Genomic DNA, 16041 nt, shown 5'->3' on the forward strand with positions numbered 1-16041 from the left:
GCGCCCGAGGTTGGCCTGCCCCGTAGCCGCCAGCCAACGGCCCCGTAGCGTCGGCCAGAGCCCCAAAATAGCGCTTCAATCGGCGGGAAAGCGCATTTGCGCGTATGAACCGCTATGCAAGAAAAATTACTTTTCCGGGTGGCAAAAAGTTTTTCGCTGCCCGGACTCGGGATATTACTTTTACCGGAAACCGCCCCGCCGGCCCTGTCCGGGCTGGCCCTGCACACCCACCTGCGCCTACACCTGCGCCACCCCGACGGCCGGCAGACGGCCACCATTGCCAGCCTAGAAGAAATAGCCGGCCCCGACACACCCGAAACCCGCACGCTGCTCCTGACCGAGCCTGACGCCCAGCCCGTGCTCAGCGGCACGGAAGTATGGTGGGCCGGCGAGGAGGAACCGGCAGACTGTTAGCTACGGCGCGAGCCAGCCGTTGGCGTCGAGCCAGTTCTGCAGCCGCTCGTGCCAGCTGTCTTTGGTGGTTTTGTTGTTCAACCCGAAGCCGTGGCCGCCTTTGGGGTAGAGGTGCATTTCGGCGGGCACGCTGTGGCGCACGCAGGCCTCGTAAAACCGCACGCTGTTGAGCACGGGCACCGTTTGGTCGTCCTGGGCGTGCACCAGGAAGGTGGGCGGCGTCTGGGGCGTTACGTGCTGCTCGTTGGAGTAGAGTCGGAGCTGGTCGGGGGTGGGGGCGGGGCCGAGTAGGCTGCGGCGCGAGCCGGCGTGGGCCAGGCTATCGGTGAAGCTGATGACGGGGTAGAGCAGCACCAGAAAATCGGGCCGGACGGAGGTGGCGTCGGCGCTGGTGCCCACGGGCTGCGTGAAGTGGGTGCCAGCCGTGGATGCCAAGTGTCCGCCCGCCGAGAAGCCCATCAGCCCAATTCGGGCCGGGTTGAGGCCGTAGTCGGCGGCGCGCTGGCGCACCAGCCGGATGGCCTGCTGGGCGTCCTGCAGCGGCGCGGTGGTTTTGTCGGGCTGGAGCTGGTCGTTGGGGAGGCGGTATTTGAGCACGAAGGCGGTGATGCCCATTTCAGTGAGCCGCTTGGCCACGTCGGAGCCTTCGTTGTCCATGGAAAGCCGCACGTAGCCGCCGCCGGGGCAGATGATAACGGCCGTGCCGTTGGCTTTGCCCTGGGCCGGCCGAAACACCTGCAGCGTCGGCTGCACCACGTCAGACACCCGAATGCCGCCGTTTTCGAGCGTGATGGTCTTTTCCTGCAGGCTGCTGGGCCGGGAGTTCGGGATGGTGTTGGAGTAGATGGAAAACGGCGCGCCTTGCGCGTGCAGCAGCAGGGGCAGGCATCCCATAACAACGGTGGACCAGAGGGCTTTCATACAGCCGGAAAAGAGGTGGAATCAGACGAAAGCAAATACGCGCGGCGGCAGCGTAAGTTAGGCGCTAAGCAGGCCAGCCGTGGCTTTCTTCAGCGTGGCCGAGCTGCTCCAGGCGCGCAAATTCTGCTGCACGGCCTCCGGTACTGCCTGCCGGGTGCGGCCCTGCAGGTCGGCGTAGGCTTCAATCAGCTTGCGGGTGTTGCGCAGCGGTGCGGCCGGCAGCAGCGGCAGCAGGCTATCCAGCAGCTGGCGCAGCGCGTCATCCACCAGCGCGCTGATGGCACGGGCCTGGGCCAGCGCATCGGTAAGGCGCTGCACGGGCGCGAAGCCAGTGTCCAGCAGCTGGCCCAGAACAGTGCCCAACGCCCCCGGCACCAGCCGGCCGTTGTCAACGGCGGCCAGCAGCACTTCCAGCGCCACGGCCCGGCAGTTGGGGGCGGCGTGCGTGAGGCTCAGGGCCAGCAGCAGCGTGGCAGCTTCGGTGAAGGCCGGCCCCGGCTGCAGCAGGCTGTGCAGCACCACCCGCAGGGCATCCTGCGACGACGTGTCTTTGTCGGCGGTGCGGCAGCCGATGCGGATCAGGTGCCAGTACAGCGGCTCGGGGTGGTTGGGCAGCAGCGTGAGCAGAAACGGCAGGTCCGTGGCCGTAGCCCACAGCGAATAGTTGTTGCGGGCCGCCACACTGGCGTGCAGCGAATACAGCAGCAGGCCGGAAGGCAGCTTGTGCTGCGGCGTCGGCACCTCTACCACCAGCTCCTGCCAGTATTCGGTCACAACGGGCTTCTCTTTGTTCCAGGTTTGCTTGTAGGTGTGCGAGTTCTGCTGGATTTTCCAGGTGGGCTGCCAGGGCATATCCACGCCGGGGTAGGTGGCGCAGTGCTGCAGAGCCGGCAGCGGGGCGTGGGGCTGGCGGGTGCGGGCCGCTACTGCCCACAGCCAGGGCAGCGTGGCGGTGCAGTCGGGGCTGGCGGCCGGGGCGGCCGTGTTGCGCAGAAACGGAATCAGCTGGGCCAGCCGGCCCGAAAACCGGCGTTGCGGCGGCTTCGGCAGGGTGGTCGGTAGCGCTACTTCCGGGGTGGGAGGCCCGAGAAACGACGTCAGCAGCTGGCGCAGGTCGGCGTTTCGGAAGCGGGGCAGCAGGTTGCGGGCCGTGGCCGCGTCGTCGGGGGCAGACAGGGCAGTGCGGGCCAGGGCCAGGCACAGGTCGGCGGAGTTGGGCTCTTGGCCGGCGGCCTCATAGTCCAGCAGCTTCTGCACCAGCACGGAGGGCGCCACCCAGTGCGGCGAGTGGGTGGGCGTACTGAGCAGCGGCAGCGGCGCGGCAAAAGCCCACAGGGCTTCCTCCACGGCGGCCAGGCGCTGCTGCTCCACGCGTAGCAGCGGGTCGGGGTGGTGGTACTGGGCGGAACTCAAGGACACCTGCGGCACTTTCAGGTGCGGAAACCCCAGGTACCAGCTCATAAGCAGGGCCAGCAGCAGCTCCTGCTGCCCGTTGTGGTTGCCGAAGGAAAACGTGAGCAGCGCCGCCCGCGTCTCGTCTTCCAACTTGCCCTGCAGCACCCAGGGCAGCGCCTGCACCAGATACGGGTGCAGCTGCCGGGCATAGTCGGCTGGAAACTGGCCGCGCAGGCGCAGCAGGCCATCTAGCCAGCGCTCCACTTCCGCTGGCTGACGCTGCTGCACGAGCTGCCCGGTCAGAAACAGCAACTCGTGCCAGTCGCGCACCGGCGCTATGGCCGTGGCGGCGGAAATATCAGCCACGAAGCCGGTTTGCGGCACGTAGGATACAGCGTCGCTGAAAGACGAATCATCGTCTTCCAGCGGCAGGTAGGGCAGGAGCAGGGCGCGGGCGGCCGGGGCCAGCAGGTCGGCGTAGAGGCAGAGGCCGGCGATGGTATCGGCCGCTTCGGCGGCCGTGAGTAGCGGCTTGGGGGCGCTGAGCAGGGTTTTCAGGAGCTTGGCGGCGCGCTCCTGAACGGCGGCATCGGCGTGGGCGAGGGCCGTGGAAGCCAGTGCCGCGAGCGTGGGCGCCACGCCGGCCTCGCGCTTCAGCAGCTTCTCCAGCCCGCCAAACAGGGTCCGGATACCGGTTTTGACATCGTGGCGGGTAAGCAGGCTTTCGGCGTAGAGCAGGGGCGGGGCCGAGGCGAAATCAGAATGCGCCCACAGGTCCTTGAGCTGATCCAGCGCGAAGTTGACGACCAGCGGCAGCGGATGGGCCAGCAGGTCTACCAAATCGGCTTGGCGAGCCAGCCGCTCGGCCAGCGTCGGCTGCAGGCCCAGAAACAGGTTTTTGAACCACGTCAGGAGCGGGCGGCGGAAGTCGCGGCGCAGCGCCAGCAGACAGCGGCTGAGCAGGTCGGCGCGCTGCAGGTGGCCAGTGCGCTCCAGCTCCAGCAGCACGTCCAGCCAGGTTACAATCTGGCGCGGGTGCCGCGTTTCCCAGTGCTGCCAGGCGTATTGGCCCAGCGCGTTTAGCTGGTCTTTCTGGGTCATGGGTGGCTGCACGTGGCCCTGCTGCCCGTCGACGAAAGTGTCGTAGTCGAATAGCAGCGGCAGGTCGCGGGCCAACAATACGGGGTCGGCGGCCAGGCGGGCGGCCATGGCGGCGGTGGCGTTGGCCGGCACCGGCGTGAGGCGGCTCAGCTCCGTGCCCAGCTCTGAAACCAGCCCCGGCAGCGCGTGGGCAAACAGGCGCGGCTGGTGGGCCAGAAGCTGCCGGTTTTCCAGCTCCCGCAGCAGCGCGTAAGACGGCCGGTCCCAGCTGTTGCGGTCGGCCCGCAGGGCGTAAAAGTCGGCCAGCCAATCGGGGCGGGTGTGCTCCAGCACGGCCCAGAAATAGGGCATATCCTTCGGCTGCAGCTCCCAGATGCGGAAGCTGGCACTCAGGGCCTCCTTGCGGGAGTAGGTGCGCAGGCCAGCCAGCAAGAGCATCAGCAGCTGCTCCGGCGTGCTGGTGCGGCCCCAGCTGCCGCCGCCCAGGTCGCGGAACTGCTCCAGCTCCCGCTGCAGCTGCCGGGTTTTCTTCCGGACCGCCACTACTTCATTTTTGGGGAGCTGCAGCAGAAAAGGCACCAGCTGCGCCGGCTTCTGGCGGCGAATAATGTGCTCGAAAGTTTCGATGGTGGTCATAGCCGGGGAAAGAATAACGGAGGGTAGAAAATGGATAAAGGCTGAATTCAATGGCCGCTAGCTCTGCACGAAGCGCAACTGGGCGGCCAGTACGTGCTTACAGGGGCCGCGCTGGCCCTGGTGGCCGCTGTACCAGGGGCAGGTGCAGCGGGCCGGCTCGGGGCCGCCCACCAGCACGGTGTACCACACGCCGGTGCCGCGCACCCGGGCCTCGGTGCGGCCCTCGGGCCCGATGCTCACCAGCTGCACATCGTCGGCGGCCGTGAGCAGGGCGCGGGCGTTTTTCAAGCGCGGGTTGAGGCTCAGGATGCGCTGGGTTTTGAAGGGCAGGCGGCGGTAGAAATACTGGTTTTCGAGCAGGTCGAAGCCCAGCAGGCCCATGGCCGAGAGGCTGGCGCAGAGGCGGTCCACGGTGTCGGGGGCGAGGCCGTGCTCCAGGGCAAACAGGGTGGGGTTGAAGGTTTCGTTGCCCCGGAACAGGGCGTTGGCCCCGGCCACCCACTCGGCGGGCAGCTCTTCGGCCAGGGTTTCCAGCTGATTGCCCTCGCCCGAAAACCCGCGCCACGCATCCGCTGACAAGGCCAGCACAAACTGCTGCCCGCCGCCCAGCTCCAGCACGAAGGCCGCCGCCTGCCCGCTGGGGGCGGCGTACACGCGCAGGGCCTCGCACAGCGGCAGCAGGCCTTCCAGCAGCCGCAGCCGGTGCACGCCGCCCACCCGCACTGCGCCGGGGCTGGCCACGGCCGCAAAGCTGGGCCGCATGCCGCGCATCACTAGGAAAAAATCGGTGCGGGCGGTGCCGGCGGGCAGGCTCTGCACCAGCTGCACGGCCTGCAGGCGGGTGAGGCGCAGCTTTTCCTCCATCTGGGCCAAGTAGCCCTGCACGGTGGTCAGGCCCTTGATCCAGCGCTCCGGCAGGGCCACTTTGCGCTCGGTCACGCGCCCTTCGGCCCGCTCCAGCACCACTTCTTGCTCGCCCACCGACAACAGCACCGGCTCGGTGCGCGAAATGCGGGCCAGGGCATTCACCATGGGCTCGTTGAAATCGACGTTGGTGGTGCCGCTGCACAGAAACTCGCCGTCCAGCGCCTCGGGGCCTAGGTCGAGGCGGGCGTATACGCCATTGCACGACGAAAACGCCTCGAACCGCAGCCGCCCGGCCCCGGCCGTCACAATCGGGTCGCGCAACACGGCGCTCTGGGGCACGAAGCGGGCGGCTACCACTTTGGCCAGGGTGCTCAGGCCCCGCGCCGCCAGCCAGGAGTCGCGCAAACGGCCGCGGAAAAAGCAGGCCGTACCGGCTGCATCAGCAGCGTTTTCCGCAAAGGCCGACAACAGCAGGGCCTGGCCCTCGGGCCCCGTTTCCAGCGCCGACGGCCGGGCGTAGGCATAAGCAAAATCAGTCATAGCAATGGCAGTTGATTACGATGCCAAGTAAGCGAATTATTTTGGCAAATGCTAATTTTGTTAGTAGAAAATAATTGATGTTTTAGAGGTGAATAGCTAAATAATTTAGTTAGATATTATGTGTGGTGAAGCAGGTTGTAATGCCTTTAGAGACGCGTATTCGCGTCTTGTCGTTGCTGAGGTTGTTTACATGGATCGTTTGTAGTCATTCAGTAGCAAGGCGCGTGTATATGTGCCGAATTTGCTAAATCCGCTGGGGTTGCGTGGTGCCGGGTCGTCCAACGACGAGACGCGAATACGCGTCTCTACACCGGGCACGAAAAAGCCCCGGCAGCAGGTGCTGTCGGGGCTTTTGGGGAAAGTAGCAGAACGGCTCCGGTCCGGCGGCTGTTGAAGCCGTTGGGCCGGTCGGTGTATGCTGATGTTGTATAACCGGATTGTTCTTGCGACGACCGGCCCGACGGCTGAAAAGAGCCGCCGGACCGGAGCCAAACCATATTAGGCTGGTTGTGGGGCGGCGGAATGGTCGTCTTCGCCGGGGCCGGCTTCTTGGGGGCCGCCGTGCTCTTCGTCGGGTTTGTAGTTGGCTTCCAGCTCGGCCAGCTTCTCCTTGCCGTAGGCGAAGCGGGTGATGAGCACGTAGAGCACCGGCACGATGAAGATGGCCAGCAGGGTGGCCGAAATCATGCCGCCGAGCACCGTCCAGCCAATGGTCTGGCGGCTCTGGGCACCGGCACCGGAGGCGAATACCAGCGGTAGCACACCCAGGATGAAGGCCAGCGAGGTCATGATGATGGGGCGCAGGCGCAGGCGCACGGCTTCCAGGGTGGCATCGACCAGCGGCATGCCCTTATCCACCCGTTCCTTGGCAAACTCGATGATCAGAATGGCGTTCTTGGCCGACAAGCCGATCAGCGTAATCAAGCCAATCTGGGCATACACGTTGTTGGTGAGCTTGGGCAGGAAAATCAGCGCCAAGATAGCCCCGAACGCGCCCAGCGGCACGGCCAGCAGCACCGAAAACGGTACCGACCAGCTTTCGTACAGCGCCGCCAGGAACAGGAACACGAACGTGAGCGACAGGGCGAAGATGTACACCGTCTGTCCGCCGGCCAATTGCTCCTCGCGGGTCAGGCCCGAAAACTCGAAGCCGTAGCCGGCCGGCAACGACTCGGCCGCCGTTTCCTGCAGGGCCTTGATGGCGTCGCCGGAGGAGTAGCCGGGAGCCGCGTTGCCGTTGATTTCGGCCGAGCGGAACAGGTTGTAGTGCGAGATAAGCGGGGCCGACTCGTTGCGCTTGTAGCTGGTGAGCGTGCTCAGGGGCACCATGCCGCCGCTGCTGTTGCGCACGTAGTACTGGCCCAGGTTGCTGATGTCGCCGCGGTACATGCTGTCGGCCTGGGTTACCACGCGGAAGTTGCGGCCGTACACCGTGAAGTCGTTCACGTAGGCTGAGCCCAGGTAGGTGCGCAGCGCGGTGCCGATATCGGAGATAGACACGCCCAGCTTCTTGGCTTTCTCGCGGTCAATGGTCAGCTCGTAGCCGGGCGTATTGGCAGTGAAGAACGAGAAGGCCCCTGTGATTTCGGGCCGCTTGCGCAGGGCGCCGAGGAAGTTCTGCAGCTGCGCGTCGAAGTTCTTGATGTCGCCGCCCGCCTCGCGCTCCTGAAGCACGAACGAGAAGCCGCCGGTGTTGCCCAGGCCCGGAATAGCCGGCGGCGAAATCACTACTACGTTGGCTTCCTTAAAGCGGCTCATGCGCTTCTGGATGGTGGCAATCAGGCCCTGCAACTGCAGCTCCTTGTCCTCACGCTCTTCCCAGGGCTGCAGCTGGCAGAATACGGTGCCGCTGTTCGATTTTGAGGAGAAGTTGACGGCGTTCAGGCCGCCCAGGCCGGCGTAGTGCCGGATGCCTTTTACCTCGCTCAGCTCCTTCATAATGCCCTTGAGCGTGCTCACAGTGCGCTCGGTAGAGGCGGCTTCGGGCAGGTTGAAGGTGATGATGATGCGGCCCTCGTCCTCGGTGGGGATGAAGCCGCCGGGCTTCTTGGCAAACAGCAACCCGGTGCCGGCAATGATGCAGACCAGAATCACGACTACGAAGCGGCTGTGCTTGATGCCGCGCTGCACGCCCCGGCCGTACTTGCTGGTCACCTTATCGAACCAGGTATTGAACTTGTAGAAGAGCTTGTCGAGGCCTTTCGAGTTTTCGTCGCGCTTGTGGGGCTTGAGCAGCAGCACGCACAACGCCGGCGTGAGCGACAGGGCCACAAAAGCCGAGATAATCACGGAAATGGCAATGGTGATGGCAAACTGCTGGTACAACCGCCCCGTGATGCCCGGAATGAAACCTACCGGCACAAATACCGCCGCCAGAATCAGGGCAATGGCAATAACCGGGGCCGAAATTTCGCGCATGGCGGCCAGCGTGGCATCCAGGGGGCTCATGCCCCGCTCGTTCATGTTGTGCTCCACGGCTTCCACTACCACAATGGCGTCATCCACCACAATCCCGATGGCCAGCACGAAGCCGAACATGGTGAGCGTGTTGATGGTGAAACCCAGCGGGATAAACATGATGAACGTGCCGATGATGGACACCGGAATGGCCAGCACCGGAATGAGCGTGGAGCGCCAGCTCTGCAGGAACAGGAACACTACGATGATTACCAGCACCAGGGCTTCCACCAGCGTGTGCAGCACTTCCTCGATGGACACTTTCACGACCGAGGCGGCTTCAAACGGCACCACGTAGTCGAGGTCGGCGGGGAACTGCTTTTTGAGCTGGTCCATGGTCGCCACCACGTTTTCGTAGGTTTCGAGGGCGTTGGCGCCGGGGGCCTGATACACGAGCAGGTAGGCCGAGCGTTTGCCGTCCACGAAGGAGTTGTTGGCATAGTTGAACTTGCCCAGCTCCAGTCGCGCCACGTCCTTGAGGTATACCACCGAGCCATCGTCGGGGCGGGTTTTCACGATGACGTTGCCGAACTCCTCGGTGTTGGTCAGGCGGCCCTTCACGAACACGATGTACTCAAACGTCTGGCCCGTCTGGGCCGGGGGCGCGCCGATGGAGCCGGCCGCAATCTGGGCGTTCTGCTCCTGAATGGCGGCCGTGACTTCCTGGGCCGTTACGCCGAGCTGGCTGAGCTTATCGGGCTTGAGCCACACGCGCATCGAGAAGTCGTCGGCGCGGCTCACGATGTCGCCCACGCCTTTGGTGCGCAGCAGCGCGTCCTTCACGAACACGTTGGCGTAGTTGTCGAGGAAGGTGGTGCTGTGGGTGCCTTTGGGGGCGTACATGGCCACCAGCATCAGAATGCTGGGGTTCCGCTTGCGCACCACCAAGCCCAGACGCTGCACTTCCTGCGGCAGGGTGGGCTGGGCAATACCCACCCGGTTCTGCACATCAAGAGCGGCAATGTTGATGTCGGTGCCGACTTCAAAGTTCACCGTCATGCTCATCTGCCCATTGCTGGTGCTGTTGCTTTGCAGGTAGGTCATGCCGGGGGTGCCGTTCACCTGCACTTCCACGGGCGTGGCCACGGTCTGCTCTACGGTCTGGGCATCGGCGCCGGTGTAGGTTCCGCTCACGGATACGGTGGGCGGCGTAATCTCCGGATACTGCCCCACGGGCAGGTTCAGGATGGCCAGCACGCCCACCAGCACAATCACCAGGGAGGTGACAATGGCCGTCACGGGACGCCGGATAAAGGTTTCTGCAATCATAGCGGTGAATCTTGGGGCGAGTGCGCCGAATGGACGAGAGCTAGAAACTAGCTCCCCTCCTTGGAAAGGAGGGGCTGGGGGTGGTTGACACCGCCAGAACGAAGGATAGAACTAAAAGCTAGTTTTTAAAGGCCGTTCAACGATTGTCAACCACCCCCAGTCCCTCCTTTCCAAGGAGGGGAGCTAGCTTTTAGCGTGTGCTTACTTGGCGGCTGCGGCAGGGGCGCTGGCGCCGGCTGTGGATGGCGCACCGGTGGTAATCTGGCCGCCGTCGCGGAGGCGGTTGAGGCCTTCGGTGACTACTTTGTCGCCGTCCTTGATGCCGTTCATTATCACGATTTGGTCGCGGAGGCGGGGGCCGAGCTGCACTTTGCGCTGCACGGCCTTGCTGCTGTCGCCGGCGATGAACACGAAGTTCTCGCCCATCTGCTCCACTACGGCCTTAAACGGCACCACCAACCGGCGGCCCGACTGCCGGTTGAGCACATTGAGCACGGTGCTCATGCCGTCCTTCAACTCCCGCTTGGGGTTGGCAAACTGCACCCGGATCTGCACGGTGGCCGTCTGCTGGTTTACGCCCCGGTCGATGGCGAGCATCTTGCCGGGCTGGGCGTAGCGCGTGCCGTCGGGCAGCACGAGGCGGAACGTTGAATCCTGGCGGCCGCCGCCCTGGCGCTGCAAATCGGCAAAGCGGCTCAGGTCGGTGTCCGGAATCACGAAGTCCACGCCCATCGGGTCCTCGGCGCTGATGGTGTTGAGCAGCGTGGTGCCGGGGCTCACCTGCGCCCCCAGCCGCACCTGCGAAATGCCGATGCGGCCCGTAAACGGCGCGTTAATCACGGAGTAGTCGAGGTCGGTGCGGGCCAGGGCCACGTTGGCCTGGGCCTCGGCCACTTGGGCCTGGGCGGTGGAGTAGCTGGTGGCGGCGTTGTCCACAATCTGCTTGGCAATGGCGTCCTGCTGGGCCAGCCGCTGATAACGGTTTAGGTTCACCTGGGCGTTCTGCACCACGGCCTGGGCGCTGCGCAGGCCGGCCAGGGCCTGTTGGTAGGCGGCCTGGTACTTGCGGCGGTCAATCTCATAGAGCGGCTTGCCCTTCTGCACCAGGTCGCCATCCTTGAAGTAAATCTGGGTGATGAAGCCGGCCACCTGGCTGCGCAGCTCCACGTTGTTGAGGGCTACCACGGTGGCGGGGTACTCATCGTAGTATACGGCGTCGGTGGTGCGGGCGGCCACTAGCGTCACGGGCGTAGCCGGCGGCGGCCCGGCAGCTTTTTCGTCTTCTTTCTTGCCGCAGCTGGCCAACGCCAATATGCTGGCAGCAAAGGCGAGGGGGCGGAGGAGGGTATGGTTCATATCGGAAAGCAGGAGCGGCAGAAGGAGGGTGATTGAGGCGGCGGGTGCGCGGGTGCCCAGGGTTGAAACCCTGGGCTACGGAGTGCGGTGTTACACGATGTAGAGACGCAATATTTTGCGTCTCGTCGTTGCTGATGTTGTTACGTCAATCGTCTGGCAGTGCCGTTCGACGACGAGACGCAAAATGTTGCGTCTCTACATCGTTCTCAATACTCCGTCGGCAGCTCGCCGAGGGCGCGGAGCAGGTCTACTTTGCTGCTCAGGAGCTGGAACAGGGCGGTGTAGTAGTTGAGCTGGGAGGTACGGAGGGTAGTCTGGGCCACAATCAGGTCGATGTAGGCGCGGATGCCCTCTCGGTATTGCAGGTTGATGACCTCGTACACTTCCTTGGAGGCTTCCAGGTTGCGCTTGCCCAGCATGTACTGCGTGTAGTAGCCCTTGTAGTTGGCCAGCGCGGTGGCGTACTCGGTGTTGATCTGGTTTCGGGTGTTGCTCACGTCCTCGTCGAGGCGGGTGTTTTCGAGGCGGGCGCGGCGCAGATTCTGGGTGCGCCGGAAGCCGGTAAACAGCGGCAAACCGAGCTGCAAGCCGGCGTAGGAGTTCGGGAAGCGGGTGCGGTACAGGTCGCTGGCCGAGTTGTTCTGGAACACCGAGTTGTAGTTGCCAAACGCCGACAACGACGGCAGGAAGCCCAGCCGGTAGTAATCCACCGTAATGTCCTGCAACGACTTCTGGGTCTGGAGCTGCTGGATTTCGATGCGGTTGTTGATGTTCAGGGCCACGGCCGTGTCCATGGTGGCGGCCAGCTCCAGCTTCAGGGTATCGTACTGCAGGGCCAGGGGGCGCTCGGGCGGCAGGCCCATCAGCTGCTTGAGGTAGGCCAGGCGCGCCTTAATGGCTTCTTGGGCCTGCTTGCGGCCGGTGAGGGAGTTGTTGAGCGAAATTTCGGCCTGCAGGTACTCGGTTTTGTCGGCAATGCCGGTTTCGTAGCGGGCGCGGGCGTCGCGGTAGTTGCGCTGCAAGCGGGCAATATCCTGGCTGAACACCTCCAGCTGGCGCTGGGCCAGCAGCACGTCGTAGAAGCCCTTACTCACGTCCGAGACGGTGGCAATCTTCACGTTTACCGTGTTTTGGGTGGCGGCCTGGTTGTTGAACCGCTTGCTGCGGGCGGCCAGGTACACGTCGTTGTTGTAAATCACCTGGGTGCCGCTCAGGCCCACCGTCGTCACGTTGCGCACGCCAATCTGGCGGGGCGTGAGCGTGCCGGTGGTGGGGTCGGGGAAGATGGTGAACGGCAGCTGGAAATAGTGCTGGGCCGTGCCCTGCACGCCCACTTGCGGCAACCAGCCGGCCAGCGCCACCTGGTTATTGGCCTGGGCAATTTCCTGGTCGATGCGCGCCTGACGCACCACAGGCTGATTAGCCAGGGCCACATTCAGACACTGATCGAGAGTGAAAACCTGGTTGGTAGGCTGGGAAGGAGGGGCCGACTGGGCCAGCGCCACGCTGGGCGCAAGCCATAGAAAGCCAAGCAGAAGCCTGAGCGCCTGGTGTAGGTGTGTCATACGGAAGGAAAAGCAGTTACTCCGATACGTAACTGAGCGGTTCAGGGCTGGGTGACCCAATAGAAGCGGTAGGGCGAATGTCCCGAGGGACACCGGCAGCCGGGGGGAGGCTGCACGAAGAGCGGAGGCAGAAACCAGTTTAGACGGACGCAAAAACAGCGGTCCGGGTTACGGTTGGTGCAGGGCGGAAGCAGGTTAAACTAGCCGCGCGCCGGAAGGTTTTCGGGCGGCGTTAAAAAGCTGCCAGCCGCATGGTTCAGCTTATGGGCTTTATGGACGTGCGCGCAGTAGCGCGAACTTTGTAGTTCGCGTCTCGGCACGATCAGGGCGGTGCGGGGCAATATCACGCGGCGCGCGGAAACACACGTAAGGCAACGGCGCGGAGACGCGAACTACAAAGTTCGCGCTACTACTCTAGCTCCGTCACCGTCACCAGCACGTCGGTATTGCGGCCGTGGTCGTCGGCGCAGGAGATTTTGAGGGGGCCGGGCCGGGGTCGGAAAAACACCCGCTCGGTGGCCCGGGCCGTGCGCAAAAACTGGTCGTTCACGTACCAGTGCACCTGGCGCACTTCGTTGTCGGTGGTGCAGCTGAGCAGGAGCTGTTGCTGCTCGCGCCGGTTGAGCACGTACTCAGTGTTGGCGGTGGGTGAGGTAATGCTGGGGGCCAGTTCCGGACCGCCGCGCACCAGCTGGCACTGCGGGTTATGGGGCGGCAGCCGGCGGTACGGAATGCCCTGGGCTTCCTTATAGGCTGCCACCTCGGGCAGCAGGTTGGGGTACAGCTCGCGCCGGTAGCCGGCCGCCGGAGCGCAGGCCCGGCAGTAGGCAAACCCGCCATCGGCCGATACCAGCACCTCGCGCTGGTGCTGGCAGCGCTGCCCGCTGCTCACGTTGGGCAAGAAGTAGTCGATTACCTGATGGGGGCAGTTTTCACCCGGCACCAGCCCGCTTTCGGTACACACCAGCCGGAAATCCAGCGCTGCCGGGGGCGCAAACCAGTCGTTGGGCGAGTTGTAGGCCAGGGCGTTGAAGAGGTCGAACAGCAGCGGCGTGGCCACGTCGGCCCCGGTGAGGGCGGGGCTGCCCTGGCCGCTGAAGTTGCCCACCCACACGCCGATGGTGTATTGCCGGTTGTAGCCGATGCTCCAGGCGTCGCGGCGGCCGTAGCTGGTGCCGGTTTTCCAGGCTACTTTGGGCAGGCGCATGCTGCTGGCCGCACCCAGCGGCAAATCGGGCCGGGTAAGCTGGCTGAGGATGTCGGTGGTGAGAAAGGCGGCGGATTCGGAGATGAGCTGGTTGCCGTTCTGTTGGAGGACCCCACCCCCCGGCCCCCTCCCCTCCGGGAGAGGGGGAGTCGAATGATTTCGTTCAACGTCTTCATCACGCTCCCCCTCTCCCGGAGGGGAGGGGGCTGGGGGGTGGGGTGCCCGGTAACGCAGCGGCGCGTAACGTCCCTCATCGGCCAGCGTCACATACAGATTTGTCAGTTCTTCCAGGCTGGCGCCACAGCCGCCCAAAATGCTGCTCAAACCCAGCTTAGTGCGGTTGCGCGTGACGCTGTGGAAGCCGGCCTGGCGAAGCTTGTCGGTGAAGGCGGGTACGCCGAGTTGGTTGAGCACGCGCACGGCCGGGATGTTGAGCGAGTAGGCCAGGGCGTGTTCCAGCGTTACTTCGCCGTTGCAGTGCTTGTCGAAGTTCTCGGGACGGTAGCCCTGGAAGTTGGTGGGCACATCGGGCAGCAGCAGCTTGGGCGTCACGAGGCCCTGGTCCATAGCCAGCGCGTACAGAAACGGCTTGAGCGTACTGCCCGGCGAGCGGACGGCCACCACGCCGTCGTTCTGGCCCTGGCTGGCGAAGTCGCGGAAATCGGCCGAGCCCACGTAGGCTTCCACCTGCCGGGTGCGGTTATTCACCACCAGCACGGCCGCCTGCGTGATGCCCAGCTCGCGCAGGCGGCGCACGTAGCCCAGGGTCAGGTCTTCGGCCTTGCTTTGCTTGCTGCGCTGCAAACTGCTGCTGATAATGGCCGCGTGCGGAAACTGCCGCACCAGCCGCCGCGAGAGGTGCGGGGCCAGGGTGGGCGCGGGGTGGCGCTGCACGTCCAGGGGTTCCAGCAGGGCGTCGGCCACGTCCTGCGCCGGGAATAGCCCGGCCGCTCCGAAGCGCCGCAGCCACCGGTTCCGTTCCCGGAGCACGGCCGCGTTGTTCTTGCCCAGCACCAGCCCCCGCGGCCGGTTCGGAATGATGGCCAAGGTCACGGTCTGGGCCAAAGAGAGGTAGTCGGGCGTTTGCTGGAAATAGAGCAGCGCGGCCGATTTCACGCCTTCCACGTTGCCGCCGTAAGGCACCAGGTTCAGGTACAGCTGCAAGATTTCGTCTTTGCTGTAGTGGGCTTCCAGCTGCACAGCCCGGGCCATTTCCAGCAGCTTGTTGGGCAACGTGCGCTCCTTGGGTTCCAGCAGCCGGGCCACCTGCATGGTGATGGTGCTGGCCCCGGTGGTGCGCCCCGTGCCAAACAGGTTGCGCCCGGCCGCCTGTACCAGGGCCACGGGGTTAACCCCAAAATGCCACCGAAACCACCGGTCCTCCTTCTCGATGATGGCCGCCCGCAGCACCGGCGTAATCTCGCGCAGCTCCGTCTTCATCCGCCACTTCTGAGTGGGGTTGAGGTAGGCGTGCAGCACCGAGCCGTCGACGGCCAGCACCAGGGGCGAGTACTGCGGGGCCGGCGGCACCGGAAACGCCCAGTCCAGCCCCAGCAGAAGCAGTAGCAACAGGCCAAAGCCCGCCAGCAGACGGTAAAGGGGGCGGCGTTTCATGGGATGTAGAGACGCAATATCTTGCGTCTCGTCGTTGCTGATGTTGTTATAAAGAGCAATGGGGTTATTCCCTAGCTTTAGAATCGGTTGGTTCGATGTCGTTCAATGACGAGACGCAAGATATTGCGTCTCTACATCCTTCAGCGGAACAAGCCGTCTGCTTTCTCATGGTCAGCCGACCACTGAGAAGGATTATTGCGAATGTATTCCCGCGCCTTCTGTAGCTCGACTTCGTTGCGTACCACCCGGTCAAAATACCCCTGCTGCCACATGAATTCCACGCCATTGCGCGTTGCCCACGCCTTCACGCCTACTTTGAAGCCTCGCACGACAGCCGCCAGATTCTGGCTTTGTGGGCCGAACGTGGCAGCGGCTTCCGTATTCGTATCCGGTTTGTGGAAGAAGATGATGCCGTGTACATGGTCAGGCATCACGACAAAAGCGTCCGGTACTGCAAAAGCAAAGTGGTCCGGTATTTCCTGCCAACATGTCAAGGCCCGCTCTGCCAGAGGAGTGGGAGTCAATACTGCTGCTTTACCTATGGCTTGTCCAGCTTGTATCTCCCCAAAATACCGGCGTCGTTTATGCGTGCAGATAGTGACGAAATACGCACCGTTCTGGCTGTAATCGTATACATGCCAGCGGGTTGAAGCAATACGGTATTTATCCTGATACAGCCCGGAGTCCATAGGTGAGACA

General features: G+C 64.0%; 9 protein-coding genes. 1 reads left to right on the forward strand and 8 read right to left on the reverse strand.

All coding sequences use genetic code 11. The annotated features are described in order from the left end of the window. Nucleotides 1-138 precede the first annotated feature (138 nt). Nucleotides 139-414 carry a hypothetical protein gene (locus tag O9Z63_RS01010; protein WP_270127392.1) on the forward strand — a complete coding sequence of 92 codons (276 nt, stop codon included), beginning with the start codon at nt 139-141 and terminating at the stop codon, nt 412-414. Here the strand turns inward: O9Z63_RS01010 and O9Z63_RS01015 are convergent, their stop codons facing one another. The 8 genes from O9Z63_RS01015 to O9Z63_RS01050 all read right to left on the reverse strand — a co-directional run bounded on the left by O9Z63_RS01015 (nt 415) and on the right by O9Z63_RS01050 (nt 16031). Then, the gene (locus O9Z63_RS01015; RefSeq protein WP_270127393.1) at nt 415-1335 is read right to left on the reverse strand and encodes an alpha/beta hydrolase; all 921 of its coding nucleotides are present in this window, start codon (nt 1333-1335) and stop codon (nt 415-417) included. It abuts the gene before it with no gap. A 57-nt stretch (nt 1336-1392) separates the two neighbouring features. Continuing rightward, a complete protein-coding gene (locus O9Z63_RS01020; RefSeq protein ID WP_270127395.1) occupies nt 1393-4467 on the reverse strand; it encodes a DUF6493 family protein in 3075 nt (1024 codons plus the stop codon). A 57-nt stretch (nt 4468-4524) separates the two neighbouring features. Next, nucleotides 4525-5874: an SWIM zinc finger family protein gene (locus O9Z63_RS01025; RefSeq protein ID WP_270127397.1), complete on the reverse strand. Its 1350-nt coding sequence runs from the start codon at nt 5872-5874 to the stop codon at nt 4525-4527. A 498-nt stretch (nt 5875-6372) separates the two neighbouring features. Continuing rightward, on the reverse strand, nt 6373-9600 hold the full coding sequence (locus O9Z63_RS01030) for an efflux RND transporter permease subunit (RefSeq protein WP_270127399.1): 3228 nt from the start codon (nt 9598-9600) through the stop codon (nt 6373-6375). A 201-nt stretch (nt 9601-9801) separates the two neighbouring features. Further along, on the reverse strand, nt 9802-10956 hold the full coding sequence (locus O9Z63_RS01035; protein ID WP_270127400.1) for an efflux RND transporter periplasmic adaptor subunit: 1155 nt from the start codon (nt 10954-10956) through the stop codon (nt 9802-9804). 206 nt (nt 10957-11162) lie between these two features. Beyond that, the gene (locus O9Z63_RS01040) at nt 11163-12521 is read right to left on the reverse strand and encodes a TolC family protein (protein ID WP_270127402.1); all 1359 of its coding nucleotides are present in this window, start codon (nt 12519-12521) and stop codon (nt 11163-11165) included. A gap of 409 nt (nt 12522-12930) precedes the next feature. Continuing rightward, a complete protein-coding gene (gene pbpC, locus O9Z63_RS01045) occupies nt 12931-15342 on the reverse strand; it encodes a penicillin-binding protein 1C (RefSeq protein WP_270127403.1) in 2412 nt (803 codons plus the stop codon). Between the two features lie 140 nt (nt 15343-15482). After that, complete coding sequence (locus O9Z63_RS01050) at nt 15483-16031, reverse strand: transposase (RefSeq protein ID WP_270127405.1); 549 nt, start codon at nt 16029-16031, stop codon at nt 15483-15485. Between the last annotated feature and the right edge of the window lie 10 nt (nt 16032-16041).

Origin of the sequence: Hymenobacter yonginensis, assembly GCF_027625995.1 — a bacterium.
Taxonomy (GTDB): Bacteria; Bacteroidota; Bacteroidia; order Cytophagales; family Hymenobacteraceae; genus Hymenobacter; species Hymenobacter yonginensis.